General features: G+C 48.3%; 14 protein-coding genes and 1 rRNA gene. 1 reads left to right on the plus strand and 14 read right to left on the minus strand.

Features of this window, described 5'->3' with window-relative positions; genetic code table 11:
• Both BM200_RS27285 and BM200_RS27290 read right to left on the minus strand, forming a co-directional pair.
• Window positions 1–200: ribosomal RNA gene (locus BM200_RS27285) — 16S ribosomal RNA — on the minus strand; the annotation flags it as partial.
• Between the two features lie 337 nt (window positions 201–537).
• Window positions 538–1,410, minus strand: a complete 873-nt coding sequence (locus BM200_RS27290) for a nucleotidyltransferase-like protein (RefSeq protein WP_091190160.1) — start codon at window positions 1,408–1,410, stop codon at window positions 538–540.
• Between the two features lie 162 nt (window positions 1,411–1,572).
• Here BM200_RS27290 and BM200_RS27295 point away from each other — a divergent pair, with 162 nt between their 5' ends.
• Window positions 1,573–1,917, plus strand: a complete 345-nt coding sequence (locus BM200_RS27295; RefSeq protein WP_175533066.1) for a YgzB family protein — start codon at window positions 1,573–1,575, stop codon at window positions 1,915–1,917.
• 66 nt (window positions 1,918–1,983) lie between these two features.
• On the opposite strand, the gene BM200_RS27300 is transcribed toward BM200_RS27295, so the two are convergent.
• From BM200_RS27300 to BM200_RS27355, 12 genes are all read right to left on the minus strand, one after another.
• The gene (locus BM200_RS27300; protein ID WP_245773182.1) at window positions 1,984–3,696 is read right to left on the minus strand and encodes a glycosyl hydrolase family 18 protein; all 1,713 of its coding nucleotides are present in this window, start codon (window positions 3,694–3,696) and stop codon (window positions 1,984–1,986) included.
• A gap of 312 nt (window positions 3,697–4,008) precedes the next feature.
• Window positions 4,009–4,446, minus strand: a complete 438-nt coding sequence (perR, locus tag BM200_RS27305) for a peroxide-responsive transcriptional repressor PerR (RefSeq protein WP_091190166.1) — start codon at window positions 4,444–4,446, stop codon at window positions 4,009–4,011.
• A gap of 75 nt (window positions 4,447–4,521) precedes the next feature.
• Window positions 4,522–6,336 (minus strand): DUF6677 family protein, encoded by a 1,815-nt coding sequence (locus BM200_RS27310; RefSeq protein WP_091190169.1) that lies wholly within the window; start codon window positions 6,334–6,336, stop codon window positions 4,522–4,524.
• A complete protein-coding gene (locus tag BM200_RS27315; protein WP_091190170.1) occupies window positions 6,318–7,028 on the minus strand; it encodes an MgtC/SapB family protein in 711 nt (236 codons plus the stop codon). The genes BM200_RS27310 and BM200_RS27315 overlap by 19 nt, the downstream gene beginning before the upstream one ends.
• 119 nt (window positions 7,029–7,147) lie before the next feature.
• Window positions 7,148–8,590 carry an Asp-tRNA(Asn)/Glu-tRNA(Gln) amidotransferase subunit GatB gene (gene gatB / locus BM200_RS27320; protein WP_091190173.1) on the minus strand — a complete coding sequence of 481 codons (1,443 nt, stop codon included), beginning with the start codon at window positions 8,588–8,590 and terminating at the stop codon, window positions 7,148–7,150.
• A 14-nt stretch (window positions 8,591–8,604) separates the two neighbouring features.
• Window positions 8,605–10,065, minus strand: a complete 1,461-nt coding sequence (gene gatA, locus BM200_RS27325; protein ID WP_091190175.1) for an Asp-tRNA(Asn)/Glu-tRNA(Gln) amidotransferase subunit GatA — start codon at window positions 10,063–10,065, stop codon at window positions 8,605–8,607.
• Window positions 10,066–10,097: 32 nt separating this feature from the next.
• Window positions 10,098–10,385: an Asp-tRNA(Asn)/Glu-tRNA(Gln) amidotransferase subunit GatC gene (gene gatC / locus BM200_RS27330; protein ID WP_091190176.1), complete on the minus strand. Its 288-nt coding sequence runs from the start codon at window positions 10,383–10,385 to the stop codon at window positions 10,098–10,100.
• A gap of 142 nt (window positions 10,386–10,527) precedes the next feature.
• Complete coding sequence (locus tag BM200_RS27335) at window positions 10,528–10,911, minus strand: ATPase (protein ID WP_091190179.1); 384 nt, start codon at window positions 10,909–10,911, stop codon at window positions 10,528–10,530.
• Window positions 10,912–10,994: 83 nt separating this feature from the next.
• The gene (locus tag BM200_RS27340; RefSeq protein ID WP_175533053.1) at window positions 10,995–12,476 is read right to left on the minus strand and encodes a PH domain-containing protein; all 1,482 of its coding nucleotides are present in this window, start codon (window positions 12,474–12,476) and stop codon (window positions 10,995–10,997) included.
• On the minus strand, window positions 12,469–12,948 hold the full coding sequence (locus tag BM200_RS27345) for a PH domain-containing protein (RefSeq protein ID WP_091190183.1): 480 nt from the start codon (window positions 12,946–12,948) through the stop codon (window positions 12,469–12,471). The genes BM200_RS27340 and BM200_RS27345 overlap by 8 nt, the downstream gene beginning before the upstream one ends.
• Window positions 12,949–12,977: 29 nt before the next feature.
• Complete coding sequence (locus tag BM200_RS27350) at window positions 12,978–14,204, minus strand: M24 family metallopeptidase (protein ID WP_091190186.1); 1,227 nt, start codon at window positions 14,202–14,204, stop codon at window positions 12,978–12,980.
• Window positions 14,205–14,569: 365 nt separating this feature from the next.
• On the minus strand, window positions 14,570–15,055 hold the full coding sequence (locus BM200_RS27355; protein WP_091190188.1) for a hypothetical protein: 486 nt from the start codon (window positions 15,053–15,055) through the stop codon (window positions 14,570–14,572).
• Window positions 15,056–15,063 lie beyond the last annotated feature (8 nt).

Raw genomic sequence — 15,063 nt, forward strand, 5'->3', positions numbered from 1 at the left:
CGATTCGGCCATGCGACCAATTCGCGTATCCGGTATTAGCATTCGTTTCCGAATGTTATCCCAGTCTTATGGGCAGGTTACCCACGTGTTACTCACCCGTCCGCCGCTAACCTTGTCCCGAAGGACAAGATCCGCTCGACTTGCATGTATTAGGCACGCCGCCAGCGTTCGTCCTGAGCCAGGATCAAACTCTCCATGAAATGGTTCTGTTTGACTTGCTCAAACTTGTTTTTTCGCTTTTTCCGTTATTTCTAACGGGGCAGTTTTGCTCGTTGTTCAGTTTTCAAAGAACAATTTCTCTTTCGTTTATCGCCCGTATCTCTCAGCGGCGACTTTTATAATATATCACAGTTGCCTATTTGAATGCAAGCACTTTTTTTCGTCTTTCGACATTTTTTTCAAATGTCGTTTTCGACTTATTTCGTATTGCCTCAAAAGCGGCGAGTATTAATGTACCACAGGGCAAAAAGATAAGTCAACCCATTTGTAAAAATAAAATACCCGTTCAAACAACGGGTATTTTGCATCATTACTGTATCAAATTGCCGTAAGCAAATATCTGAGTTCCATTACATCCGGATCTCCGTTATTCGGCAGAACCGCTACCTCGCGGACATATGCCCGCTTAACCAGATTCTGAACGACAAGGGACAAATCAATATGCAGTTCTTGTATCAATGGATAGTTCTGCAGCTCACATAAACTCCATGGCTCCTGCCTGCTGCTAATTGCTTCAAATAATAAAGAGCAGCATGCCTTCATTTTGTTCATAACGGTAAACTCACAAGCAAGCATAACGAGCCGGACACGCTGTTCCAAGGATTCCGGACTTGCCGTCAGTTCCTCATACAGCTTATATACACCCGGATGGACTCTGCGGATCTGTCTCCATAACGTAAGCTCCGGATGATACCCTTCTTCTATAAGTACAATGTGTGCCCAGTGATGAAGTGCTGTCATCACATGACTGTGCGCATCCAAAATATTATTGTCCTCAAGATCCTGCTTCGCTTGCAGATAGGTACGCAAGAATCCGGAAAACTCGGCGAAACGCTTTTGTTCCCGCATCATATCAGGAAATAACATCAATTGCTCACGAATATTCGTCAAGTAATTGTCGCGCTCCAACAATATCTCCCCCCGAACCATCCATTGGATTATGCTGCCGCTTCCTCTGCCCACAATCCATTGCTCCAAACGACCGGTGTCAACCGTCCGAACCATGATTCGTTTGCCATTCAAACAAACTTGTTCGGTTTCTTCACTTGCCCCGCTCTCTCGCACAACAAGAAATAAAACGTCCAACCCTTCAATCTGTGGATTATAAGGATACGGATTTTCGATTGCTACCAGACCGACTAAATCCAGCTGCGAACGATACGTTTCAATAAAATACTGTTTCGTATTCACTTGAGCCTCCGTATAGCTAAACCAATTGGATTAAGCTATAATAATTATCTGTATAGTATTATCTTTTTCGACAAACTGTGGCGGTTTCCTTCTTTCCAAATAAAGAAAACCGTTAACGTTACATACGTCTGTCGCATAGAGAGGAATGGAATAGTGAATAAGATTTTTTTCAAATCGGCAAAAATCAATGAATTCCGTTTGTGGGGCCTCGTCTTTACGCTAGTTGGCATGGGAGTCATGATCATAGGAACAGGCGGAATTGTCTGGTGGGGACAAACCGGCAAAATATTCGCTGCTATCTTTATGGTTATCGGAATGATCTCCCTTTTGATCAGCTGCGTGGTATATTTCTGGGCAGGCATGATGTCGACAAGCGCCACGATGCTCGAATGCCCTGAATGTCACCGACCGACAAAAATGCTTGGGAAAACCGACCGCTGTATGTATTGCAAAACAATACTGACGCTTGATCCCGCTCAAGCGACGCATGAGCCTTCGGTAGAATAGAACAAAAGAACATCCCCCTGGTGCCTGGCATCAGGGGGATGTTCTTTTGTTTATTTATAAAATTTATTATGGCCTTTTGTTAATTGCTTCATCAATTACTGACCAGATAGAAGAGGTCTGGAAGGAACGGTTCCATGTAGCAACGCCTGCAAGATCAAGCTCTCGCATTAGCTTCACACGGGACTGGATAGATTTCGCGTCTTCAATCCATATCCGGTTAAGAGCACCGTTCTCCGTATACTCCACATAATTCTGCCCCGAAGCTTGGTCAAACTTTGGTGTAAGTTTTTTGCTCGCTATAATGTCCTTAACCTTGTCCATCCCTACTGCCTTGGAACTTACTTTCCCGCCTTGTTCCGTCCAGATACGAGTATATAACGGCATACTCAGAATAAGTTTATTCGCCGGCACACCATCTTCTTCAATTATCCGTTTTACCGAATTCTCCGTCCAAGCAAGAGATGCAACAGAGCCTGCTACCGGACTGGAAGACCAGTGCTCGTCATAAGCCATCACCATCATATAATCGACTGTACGACCGAGTGCCGTACGGTCAAGGAACAAGGACCAAAGCTCACTATTAGATTTTGGCGTTACATCAATTGATACAACAAGCCCTTCTTCATGCAGAAGAGGTGTAAGCTCTCTGACAAATTGAACAAGATTCGCTTTATCCGACGTACGCACGTTCTCAAAATCGATATTAATCCCCTGGAGATCGTAGGTCTCAGCAAAAGCCAGCAACTGACGAATCATCTTGAACCGTGTATCGGCCTTGGCTAAAGCCTCGGTTGTTTGTTCTGGCTCAAATCCGTTACTGAATAAGGCCCAAACCTGCATCCCTTGTTTATGAGCCCACCGCACATAGGCCGGGTCCGCCTTGCCTTCAATGGTCCCCTTACCGTCCTGAAGCTCAAACCAGGTTGGACTTACTACATTAACGCCTTTCAGGCTGCTGCCTATGGATGCCGGATCAGGATTTTTCTCATACACAGCTTCCCAGGTAAGATTAATTTTTTTGCCAAGTACTTTCCAAGGAATAAACGCCTCTTCCTTAGTTGCTTGGGGCACCTTCTCTATACTAGCCAGCTCTACACTCGACTTCTGCATAAAACCAATTTGTCCTTGGGGACCTTGGACGAACAGCCATCCGTCTTCCTCTCCCCAAATCCGGACCACCTCACCTTGCGGCACCTTTTCCGCAATGGGCGAATGAATACTTGTTTTAGCTCGAATCGCACTGCCCTTTGATTTTAATGCTTTCGCTTGCTGAATAGATTCCCCGGCCTGGAGTAAAATAACGATGCCGGTATCCGCCTTGTACTCTGCCTTCAAGCCGTACAGCTCTTCAAGCGGTGTGATTGGTATATAGACGGCATTATCCTTCGTCTGTGCCGCAATATGCAATTCATAAGGCTTCTGATTAAGTTCTGCTGTAAGTGCATCCGTCTTTAACCTTAATACCTTATTATTAGTGGTCAAAACAAGGGAGCCGGTTGCCGCTTCATAATAGATAGGCTCGTCCGGTCCAAGCACCTTCTGCACGGCTGTAATAGGCAACAGCACTTCATCTTTATCAATAACTGCGCCTTGATCCATCAATTCGCCCTGATAGGTTATCGGATGTTCCATCCCGTAGTCAGGAACCGTTATATGCTGGTTAGGGATAAACTTCATGTAAATAAACCACACGCCCATCGCTGCCGCGATAAATAGCAGGAATAGCATCGTATACCATGCTCCCCCGCCCTTTCGGCGGCGCGGCGCCCTGGTGTACATCGTCTCCAATTGCTCACTCTCCTAAAAAGAATTATCACCTACAAACAGCCTAGTTTTGGCTGTTTGTGATGATTCTTACTTCGAAAGCATTAGCTTAAAGAATTATCACCTACAAACAGCCTGGTTTTGGCTGTTTGTGATGATTCTTACTTCGAAAGCATCAGCTTAAGAATTATCACCTACAAACAGCCTGACTGAGCTGTTTAAGATGATGCTTACATTGAAAGCATTCGCTTTTATAAAAAAGACGTGCAATTCCGCGTATTACCGCATCTATGCACGCCTTATTCTTCGAACTATTAGGATCTTGGATTATACTCTTGCCGCAGATTCGCAGCAGCTTGAGCATACCCCGTAAATCTCCATACGATGCCCTTCAACCGTAAATCCTGTCTTATGGGAAGCAGCTCGCTCCACTTCCAAAAGCGGCGGGTATTCAAAATCGACGATCTGGCCGCAGCTTTTGCAAATCGCATGGTAATGGTCGGACAAATCCGCATCAAATCGGCTGGAGTCGTCACCGTAGGTTAATTCGCGAACTAAACCCGCTTCGACAAATAACCTCAAGTTATTATATATCGTAGCCACGCTCATACTCGGAAAATTCGGAGACAGCGACTTATAAATTTCATCGGCCGTCGGATGTGACATCGAGCCCATCAAATAACTCAATATGGCGTGACGTTGCGGGGTCATACGGACGCCATTCATCTTTAACTGTTCAATCGCTTCGTTAACGCTGGCTCCCATTCCCCTCACGCCTTTCTTTTACTAGATAAAACTATTGTACGTTCATTCAAAATGGTTTGTCAATGAAAGCGCTCATCAATTGGTCTCATTCAACTGTATGTAAATACTGTTAGTTGCATTCACCTGAATACGGTAAATGCCTGACCCCATTGTACCCCGAATCGTTTTCTTACTTACCGCGAGCGGCAGATCCGTTGTAATACTGCCAAAAGTTACAGAACCAAAAACAGAATAATCCCCTATTGCAGGAACACGAAGCTTGATTTCACCTACCGTACTATCAAGATCCCAATCCCCGCCAACCGTCTGGCTCGCTAGCTCAATGTTACCGTTAAGCGTAGACGCTTTTACTTCACCAGCTGCTTCCTTTATTGCAATCTTGCCGTTTTTCGTGTCTGCTTCCACATTGCCAGCAATGCTGCTCAAAGTCATCGCTCCGTTCCAGGTCTCTGCCGCAAGATTGCCTGTCAGCGCCGTGACGGTCACGGCACCGTTCCTTGTAGTCAGTTCGGCATCACCGGTTACGCTTTGAAGCTTTATTCCCCCGTTCAGCCCGTGAATGACGAGCGGACCTTCAATCTGCTGAACGCCAATATCCCCATTGTCGCTCTTCAACTGCAGACCTCCAGGTGCAGTCAGACCGCTGGCGGTAATAGGCCCATTATTAACATCAACCGTTATCGTCATCTGAGGAACGGATTCTGTTTCAGACTCCGTTAACGGGGGAGTTGTAGCATCGGAAGACGGATTGTCTGTGTTTTCAACCGGATCTGTGGCTGTAACAGATTTCTGCGGTACCGTAATTACAATATTCATACGAGGTTTACGGCTTCCGTTTGTGCCGTACGGCTCGCCTTTGGCCGTAATGGTCATCGAATCCGCATCCGATACTCTCTCCACAGCCGATTTGTCTGCAATCTGCCGGGCCTCCTGCTCATCCGTGACATCTACCCAAACTTCCGTATCGATCACGATCTGATTGGTCCCTCCGCCGTGCACGGTTACTTTGCCGTTCGGATTCGATACTTTAAGCTTGGTGATTGCCGCTGCATCAAACGGTACTGTATCTGTGTCCTTCACATATTTAAAGCCCTTCTCTTCCCCGTAATCAGGGGCACCATTCAGATCAACGTATTGATCAAGCCAACGGAACGGAAGCTCTGCATATTGGGTTACCGTAAAAGCAACGACAGAAATAACTAGCGCGATGATCACGCCCATAAAATCAAATCGCAGCCTTTTTGTACCTTTCCGATAAATAATGCTGTAGATAACGATCTCTGCACCAAGCAAAATAAATACTGCTGGCCACCACTTGCCTATTAAGGCTATATCATTGCGGCCCTGCACCTGATCCCATAGCAGCAGACCGCCAATCAGAATAATAAATATAGCGGACGTGAAACGCCCTAATCGAAACATGGACTGAACTCCCTTCACTCGTGAAAACCACAAAACAAGAGCCACTGCCACCAAAAACGGACCTACTGACATTTCCGCCAAATCATCCATCCATGGGATAAGCGCCGCCGGAGGGTCAATCAGGATAAACATCAGCACACCTGCAGCCATAATCAGTATCCCAATCAGCGGAGACAATTTTTCCGATGAGCCCTCTTTGGACTCGGCCCTTGTCTGAAGAGCATCAAATACGCTGACGAAATAATAAACCGGCAGCGTAATGCCCAAATAGACGATAAACAGCAGATGCCTTGCAGCATTCGCATCTGACAGCCTAAGGATAGCTGCAATATCAAGAACTAGAGCTGCGATCAGAAGCAGTCCTCTCTGATAGCGTCCCGTATATAAATGTCCCGCTCCAGGGAGCACAAATGCGAGAAATAAGGTAAGAAGTCTGCTCTTGGGCCGATCTAATCCGAGCTCACGCAATGCACGCCCTCCATCTGCTGAATTTGTTCCAGTAAAGCTAATAACGATTCATTCTTTGGCAATTGCACCGTCAAATGAAGCATAAACTGCTGCAGGCCATGCTCCCGCTTCCCGCTTTCTTCAAGCATCACTTTGCGGATCACAATCTGCTTCTCCGTCAGCAGCGCGTTCAGCGTCCGGACAATGGTAGACTGCTCATCCGCCTGAACAATCAACTGATGCTCCCTCTTTGTGCTGATATACCTTTTCTCCAGCTTGTTGAACGCCCATAAGATAAGAAGAACGAGGACGGTTGTTACGGCAGCTGCAAAATAAAACCCGGCACCCACCGCGAGACCAATCGCCGAAACGACCCATAAAGAAGCAGCAGTCGTTAGTCCCGTGATGGACTTGCCCGTGAATAAAATCGTACCCGCCCCAAGAAAACCCACCCCTGTTATAACGGCTGCAGCCAACCGTGCAGGGTCCACGCGGACATTCGTTTCATTCACAAAAGAGGAAAAGCCATATATCGATAAGAGCATCAGCAAACAGGAACCGATACATACCAGTGTGTTTGTGCGCAGCCCAGCTGCATGATTGGATTGTTCTCGCTCAAGGCCAATCAACCCGCCTAACAGCATGGCAAGCAGCAGCCTCAATCCCAAATGAAGCTCGTTAATATACCAAGGATTCGTAACATCAAGACCCATGAGGCAGCACAACCTTTCGTATCATAATTGTACCATATTAGTATGCATGTGGACCTGCATTCCATGAAAAGACGCCGCTCATCACGAAGGATGAGCGGCGTCTAATGGTCAACTCCGAGTTAGGCTTTCAGACGTTCAAGCAGAAGCTTGTTGACAAGGGCCGGATTTGCCTTGCCTTTCGTCTCTTTCATGATCTGGCCGACAAGGAAACCTATCGCTTTATCTTTACCCGCTTTAAAGTCTTCTACCGATTGCGGATTCGCTTGAATAATCTGATCCACTACGGCTACAAGCGCGCCTTCATCGCTGATTTGTACGAGCCCCTGCTCTTCAACGATTTGCTGCGGAAGCTTGCCCGACTCCAGCATCGATTTGAAGACGGTCTTGGCGATTTTGCTGCTGATTGTGCCTTTCTCAAGCAAACCAATCATTTCCCCAAGCCCTTGGCCGGTAATTTTCACTTCGGAAAGCTCCAGGCTGTTTGCATTCAAATAACCAAGCAGATCGCCCATAATCCAGTTGGACACCGCTTTAGCATCCTTCGTATAGTTCAGGCTTTCTTCAAAGAAATCAGCAAGCTTCTTCGAAGATGTAATTACTTCCGCATCATAGGATGGCAGGCCGTAATCACTTGTATAACGAGCCTTGCGTGCATCCGGAAGCTCAGGAATCGAAGCGCGGACACGGTCTTTCCATTCTTGACTGATGTTCAGACGAACAAGGTCAGGATCCGGGAAGTACCGGTAATCATGCGATTCTTCCTTGCCGCGCATGGAGAAGGTTTTGCCTTGCGTATCATCCCATCGGCGAGTTTCTTGAATAACGACTCCGCCGTCATTCAGAATTTCAGCCTGACGGATTTGTTCGTATTCCAGACCGCGTTGAACGCCGCGGAACGAGTTCATGTTCTTCAGCTCGGCACGTGTACCGAACTTCTCTTGCCCATAAGGACGAAGACTGATGTTAGCGTCACAGCGCAGGCTGCCTTCTTCCATCTTCACGTCCGATACTTCGCAGTACAGCATGATCGCCTTCAGCTTCTCGAGGTACGCCTTCGCTTCCTCCGGCGTACGGATATCCGGCTCGGATACGATCTCAACAAGCGGTGTACCAACGCGGTTAAAGTCTACGAGCGAAGCATATCCGCCGTCCACATGCGTCAGTTTGCCGGCATCTTCCTCCAGATGGAGTCGAGTAATACCGATCCGTTTGGTCTCGCCGTTCACTTCGATATCAATCCAGCCATTTTCGCCAATCGGCTGATCAAATTGCGAGATCTGATACGCTTTTGGCGAATCCGGGTAGAAATAGTTTTTGCGGTCGAATTTGCTGATGTCGGCAATTTCGCAGTTAAGCGCCATAGCTGCTTTCATGGCATATTCGACAGCTTGCTTGTTCAGCACGGGCAGTACGCCCGGGTGCCCAAGACATACCGGGCATGTATGAGTATTAGCCGGTGCACCAAAAGCGGTGGAGCAGCCACAGAAAATTTTACTGTTCGTATGCAGCTCCACATGCACTTCCAGACCAACTACTGTTTCGTATTGAGTCGCTTCAGACATCGTTATATCTCCCTTCACCCTAGCTGCGGCCGTAATTTATGGAATTCGGTTTGCTGCTCAAACGCATGAGCTGCACGCAGCACGGTCGATTCATCAAATGCCTTGCCGATAATCTGCAAGCCAATTGGCATGCCGTCCGCTGTTCCGCAAGGAACGCTGATTGCCGGAATACCCGCAAGGCTGACCGGAATCGTACAAATATCGTTCAGATACATCGTTAGCGGATCGCCAACCTGCTCGCCGATCTTGAACGCGGTTGTTGGGGCTGTCGGGCCGATGATGATATCGTATTGATTGAAGACATTATCGAAGTCCTGCTTGATCAGCGTGCGGACCTTCTGTGCTTTCAAGTAATAAGCATCGTAGTAACCGGAGCTAAGCGCATAAGTACCCAGCATGATCCGGCGTTTCACTTCCGGACCGAAGCCCTGGCTGCGCGATTTGCGGTACAGGTCGATCAGGTTGTCCGGGTTATCCGCGCGCACGCCGTAACGAACGCCGTCAAAACGTGCCAGATTGGACGATGCTTCCGAAGAAGCAAGCAGATAGTAAGTCGCGATTGCATATTCGGTATGCGGAAGCGATACTTCCTCCCAGGTTGCGCCCATGCTCTCGAAGGTCTTCAAAGCTTGCATAACCGCTTCTTTCACCTTCGGATCAATGCCTTCACCCAGATACTCTCTAGGTACGCCAATGCGAAGGCCCTTCACATCGCCGGTGAGAGCACTGGTGTAGTCCGGAATATTCACGTTAGCGGATGTCGAATCCTTCTCGTCATAGCCGGCAATCGCTTGCAGCACGTAGGCGGAATCTTCAACATTTTTCGTAAGTGGTCCGATCTGATCCAGAGAAGATGCAAAGGCAACCAGACCAAACCGCGACACAAGACCGTAAGTCGGCTTCAGGCCAACAATACCGCAATAAGCAGCAGGCTGACGGATCGAACCGCCCGTGTCGGAGCCAAGAGAGAAGTATACTTGTCCAGCAGCAACGGAAGCCGCAGAGCCGCCGCTCGAGCCGCCCGGAACATACTCCGGATTCCACGGGTTACGTGTCGGATAATAGCTGGAGTTCTCGTTAGAGCCGCCCATCGCGAATTCGTCCATGTTCAGCTTGCCGATCGTAACCGACTGTGCCGATTTCAGCTTGGATACCGTTGTTGCATCATAAATCGGATTATAGTTGCTAAGGAACTGACTCGCACAAGTTGTGAGCAGCCCTTCCGTTACAATATTATCCTTCACGCCGGCCGGCAGGCCAAACAAAAGACCGCGTTCGCCGCCTTCTTGAAGCTGCTTGTCCAGGTTATCCGCCTGGCGGCGCGCATTTTCTTCATTTAATGTAAGAAAAGCTTTAATCGTCTCATCTGTCTCCGCAATGCGGCGGTATGAAGCATCCACCAAATCGGAAACCGTCAATTCTTTGTTATTGAGCTTGCTATGTACATCCTGTAGGCGTAAATCAAACAGTGACAACAGCAGTTCCTCCCTTCAAATACCTGTAGGTTCTATTCCAATACAGCCGGCACTTTAATCTGGCCATCTTCTTCATCCGGTGCGTTAAGCAGTACTTTCTCAATCGGAAGCGATTCACGGGTAATATCTTCCCGCATCACATTCGTAATCGGCAGCACATGGCTAGTCGGCTCCACATTGTCCGTGTCCAGGCCATCCAGCTTCTCGGCATATTTCAGGATCGCATTAAGCTGTCCCGTAAATTGTTCTTTTTCTTCATTCGAGAGCTCAAGCCGCGCCAAATTCGCAACATGCTCAACGTCTTTAATCGTAATGCTCATGGATGCTTCGTCCTCCCTTTTAAACCTTGTACTCATTCCTCCTATTATAGCTTATAATCGTCATTTCACAAAGTATTGTCTATCGACAACAAGAAAACGGAGCCTACCCCCGCAAGGGATAAGCTCCGCTAGATAATGGCTGTTAAATCCATGCCTTCAAATTAACCTGGCGAATAAAGTCTTCTCTCGACTGGCTTTCGCCGCCTACATTTTCCTGTTCCTCGGGTGCTTCTTCCTCACCCTTCATAATCCGGTTGAACAATTCTTCATTAAACGTTGCAAGCGCATAATCGATAAGCGCCTCCCGCTCGATCCGGTCAACCTCTTCCTGCAGCAGCACTTCCTCCAGCTCAACATCCTCATCCGGAACCAGGAAATTGCGGTTAGCCGCAGGTACTCTTACCACATAGTCGAACACATTGTCCGCGTTGCGGTCATAAGCAATTATATAACCATACTCCCCAAGAGGGAGATTTTGCTCGAATTGGTCAGCGATTATAACGACCTTTGCCCCTAAACTCAGCATTGTCCTCACTCCTGTCTATCAGCCGCTGTCTATCACTATTATCCTACTAAAAAATAATAGCGGTGTCCAATGAAGAGATATCCCTATTTTTTATTACCTGTTCGGTTATGGCTGTACCAGTGCCATACCCTCTCAACATCTTCCCGCTCCAGACAAGCAACCTTATATGCTTGGAGACTGCCCAGCACATGTGCGGATATCGACAACAGGCGCCTCTTTTGCTGTCTTCTCGTCCTCTTGGCGGTCATCGATACGATTTGCGGTCTTCGCATGTAATAGGTAATCCGCGTCAGGACCCGCTTGCGAAGGGTCAATTGACCGTGCTCCAAATTCATGCCCGCCGCCGATAAACAGCTCCAGCTCCAGGCTGCCGCAATAGGCAGCAAGAGCAAGGACCAGAGTCCAACGTTATGGAAAAAGTAAATAAGGACCGCACAAAGGAGACTAACCGCGAGCAGTCCCTTCCAGACATAATCGAAATACGCCCGCTTCGGTGCCGCTGCCTTAATCTTTGCCGCTGTAAATTGCGGCACAAAGCACGCCATTACCGAATCGAGGGACGTTGCTGGCATAAACGGATGCAGCATCAAACGTTCTGTTTTATCCGAGGAGACGACCTGCAGTTGTATCTGAGCATAGCCGATCCACTGATGGAGAAGGCCTTCCTGTACGATGACCGCCTGGACCTTTCTGGCATCAAAGTGATGCACTTTCTTTTCCAGCAACCCATATGAGATCGAAATTTGCTCATCTTGTTTGTCCGCTGTAAACCCTGAAAACTTGATCACATACAGGACAAGCGAGAGCAGCCACGCAAATGCAAGCCCGCAGACCGCAATGACCGCAATAACCGCATAACTGGGATCTACACTGGTGGATTCCTCGTATAACGTGGAGTATAAATTCGGCGCCAGCTCATTAATGAAATCGTCGGCCAGCGAAACGATACCGGCGATAAAGGCAGCAACCAGACCAAAATTAAGAGAGGTAGCAGCGGCAAGCAGCAGCTGTCCTGCATGTAATTGAAGCCTCGGCATGGCTCTTACTTGGGAAGGAGACCGGTCTTCAGCCGCTTCATCCCCTTCAGGCGCAGCATCAGCTTCCGACTGCAGCTCAACAGGTGTGAGCATCAGCTTCTGCAGCTGCCTCGCATCCTTATCGGTTAAAGCGGCCAGCACTCCTTCTGCCTTCTTGTTCCCGCCCGGCGTCTCAATCTTGACCTGCGTGACGCCAAGCAGTCTCTGAAGCAGTGGCTGCTCCAGATTAACGGAATGAATCCGTCCAAAGTAGATCGTTTTCTCATCCCGGAACAGGATACCTTTACGTATGACAATCCGGTCCTCTTCCACGGTAAAGGAAAACTTACGCCAGCCCAATAAACCGAGAAACAGCAACAAGGTTACTCCAGCAAGAATCCCCAGATAAATATAACCGTTTAATTCCGACCATTTCACACCTTGCAGCAGGGTGATAATAATGAGCGGCAATAAGCCCTTTATAGTATTGAACAGAGGGAACAGCATATAAATCGGATGCAGCCTGCGCGGTTTATGTCTTTTAATCATCCTGTTCATCTACTTTCGCAAGCTGGCCGATTCGTCTCTTCAGAAAATGAGCTTCGCTTTGCTTCAGGCCGCTGATCCTGTGCGTTGTTGCTGCTGTGACAACCGCCACACTGGCAAGCTCATGCTTACGCATAAGCGGCCCGCTCTCAAGCTCCACATGCTGGACGCGCACCATCGGAATAAGCACATTACGGATAACGATTAGTCCGGATCGGATCTCCAGCTCCTCTTCAAACAGCTCGTATTGAAAGTGCCGGTATTTCAGCTCGGGAAGGAGCCAAATAAACAACAGGGCTGACAGACTGACAACCCCAAGGCCAATAAATCCCGGAATATAGGTCCAATGCTTCCAGGCCGCAAAGGTTAGATAGGCAATCACCAGTATATACAGCACAAGATGTGTAAAGAACGAGCTCACTCGAAAAACGGTGATGTAATCACGATGAAGTCTCTTTGTTAACGGACGATCCATATCTGTAAGGCCCCCTTGGCTTACCATGCTTATGGCAATTTGATTAATCCTTCTCTGGTAAACGTTAAAGCCCGCGGGCGACCATCCGTAATCAAATAGCTGTTCTCAATCCCGACTACACCTTCTCCCGGAAACGTAAACTTCGGCTCAACGGCTATAACCATTCCCGCTTCCAGCGGAATATCAAAACCTTTGGCCAGGACAGGCCATTCGTCGATCTCGAGACCAATCCCATGACCAAGAAATTTAGCCTGATCAGCGCCATAGCCCATAAAATGCGGGGCTAGCCCTGCTTCATCCGCTTGCTCGAGCGCCTTGGCATAAAGAGCCGAGCAGATCGCTCCCTGCACCATTCCGTTCTCGGCTTCCCGGATAATCGCTTCTGAAACCTCATAAGCGCGAGCAAGCTTCTCTGGCAGTTCACCAATTACAGCGGTGCGGGTCTGATCGATCACATAACCGTCAATACAACAGCCGATATCCATTAGAATCGGCTCATTGCGTTCAATCGCCCGGCGGCTGACGCTTTGCGGCGACGTCGCGCCAAGACCAAGCCCTCCGGCAGGTCCATCGAAATAAGTAGGGACCGCTGCTGCCGACCCGGCGATAAACATCCCTGTGGCGATCTCCTGATTGTAGCCCCGCATACGCATCAAGCCGATATGCCCTCTTCTACGCATCTCATATTCAACACGTGCCATCCATTCCAATTCCGTTACGCCCGGCTTCAAAAAATCCAATGCTTCGTTTAATGCTTCATCCACAACAGCCGCTGCCGCTTCAAACCGGCTGATCTCAAGCGGAGACTTGATCATTCGCTGCCGTCTGATGATCGCTGAGCCATCAACGATAGAACTTGATCCTGCCCTCTGCAATAGTTCTGACAACCTCAGATAGGTTTGCGCAGGAAGCACATCCAGATCTGCCGCTATTGTAACCGTGCCGCTCGTTCCACCACTGAATACATGAGAGAATTCCTTCGCCAGCGTTTCGCCAAACTGACGGAATGCGCCAAGCTCTTTCACCGTAATGCCGCTTTCGAGCTTTGCCCGCTCTACGCTCCTTTTCACAAAGAAAACCGGATCCCCGTGCGACGGAATAAACGCATATCCGTTCTGCATAGAGCCGGTGTAATAATAAAGGTCTATATTTTGCGTCAGAAGAAACCCGTCCACTGCCGAAGCGCGCATCGCCTCCTGCAGCTTATTGGTCCTCTCCCGTACAACTTCCTCAGAAATGTCCTTGTTAATGTCCATTCGAAGCCAACTCCTAACTTCCATATTCCCCCTTTATTACATCAATTTTATGATGGATCGTCAACAGGGAACGAAAGGATTCGTTCCATCTCCCCTCCTTAAAAGAATTGACACATGCTTTTTGTGGCAATTCTTGCTTCGTAAGCATTAGCTTAAAGAATTGACACATGCTTTTTTGTGGCAATTCTTGCTTCGTAAGCATTAGCTTAAAGAATTGACACACGCCTTTTGTGGCAATTCTTGCTTCGTAAGCATTAACTTAAAGAATTGATACACGCCTTTTGTGGCAATTCTTGCTTCGTAAGCATGGACTTAAAGAATTGACACATGCTTTTTTGTGGCAATTCTTGCTTCGTGAGCAGCGGCTACCTCACGGTCAGCTCGGAAACACCTTTTATGTCCCATTCGACCGGTTCAAGCAGCGTGAATGCACGCGGGTAAACGACATGGATAATAAGGACAACTCCCGGTCTTTGAAGAGTCGCTTCATAATCGTATTGTTCGTTCCGGTAAGTATAAGGAAAGGTGTGATCATCGTTAATAACATCAAATACGAGCACATTTACCCGCTCCCGTACAGGCGAGTTCGGCAAGGGATTTCCTTGCGCATCAAGCTGCAGGTTCGCTTGCAGGTAAGCAGCCGCGGCCGAAGCGGCCGCATTCGGATCAATCCGCAGAATGCCTTCAGCCATTGCCTCCGGATCCAGCTGCTGCGAAGCGGCATGAGCAGCACGGTTCAGCGCATGCTTCCCCTGATAGAGCAGCTTCATCGCCATTTCCTCATCCGTTTGCAGAAAATGTACGGATACCCATACTGTCATCATTAATACGATCAACATCAACTTATACATCGCATCTC

This window comes from Paenibacillus catalpae, assembly GCF_900112695.1.
GTDB lineage: Bacteria > Bacillota > Bacilli > Paenibacillales > Paenibacillaceae > Pristimantibacillus > Pristimantibacillus catalpae.

Bases quoted from the DNA above. Each gene is read 5' to 3' on its own strand.
- BM200_RS27355 (WP_091190188.1), bottom strand. From the start codon at position 15,055: ATGTATAAGTTGATGTTGATCGTATTAATGATGACAGTATGGGTATCC.
- BM200_RS27340 (WP_175533053.1), bottom strand. From the start codon at position 12,476: ATGATTAAAAGACATAAACCGCGCAGGCTGCATCCGATTTATATGCTG.
- BM200_RS27345 (WP_091190183.1), bottom strand. From the start codon at position 12,948: ATGGATCGTCCGTTAACAAAGAGACTTCATCGTGATTACATCACCGTT.
- BM200_RS27315 (WP_091190170.1), bottom strand. From the start codon at position 7,028: ATGGGTCTTGATGTTACGAATCCTTGGTATATTAACGAGCTTCATTTG.
- BM200_RS27335 (WP_091190179.1), bottom strand. From the start codon at position 10,911: ATGCTGAGTTTAGGGGCAAAGGTCGTTATAATCGCTGACCAATTCGAG.
- perR (WP_091190166.1), bottom strand. From the start codon at position 4,446: ATGGGAGCCAGCGTTAACGAAGCGATTGAACAGTTAAAGATGAATGGC.
- gatC (WP_091190176.1), bottom strand. From the start codon at position 10,385: ATGAGCATTACGATTAAAGACGTTGAGCATGTTGCGAATTTGGCGCGG.
- gatB (WP_091190173.1), bottom strand. From the start codon at position 8,590: ATGTCTGAAGCGACTCAATACGAAACAGTAGTTGGTCTGGAAGTGCAT.
- BM200_RS27350 (WP_091190186.1), bottom strand. From the start codon at position 14,204: ATGGACATTAACAAGGACATTTCTGAGGAAGTTGTACGGGAGAGGACC.
- BM200_RS27300 (WP_245773182.1), bottom strand. From the start codon at position 3,696: ATGTACACCAGGGCGCCGCGCCGCCGAAAGGGCGGGGGAGCATGGTAT.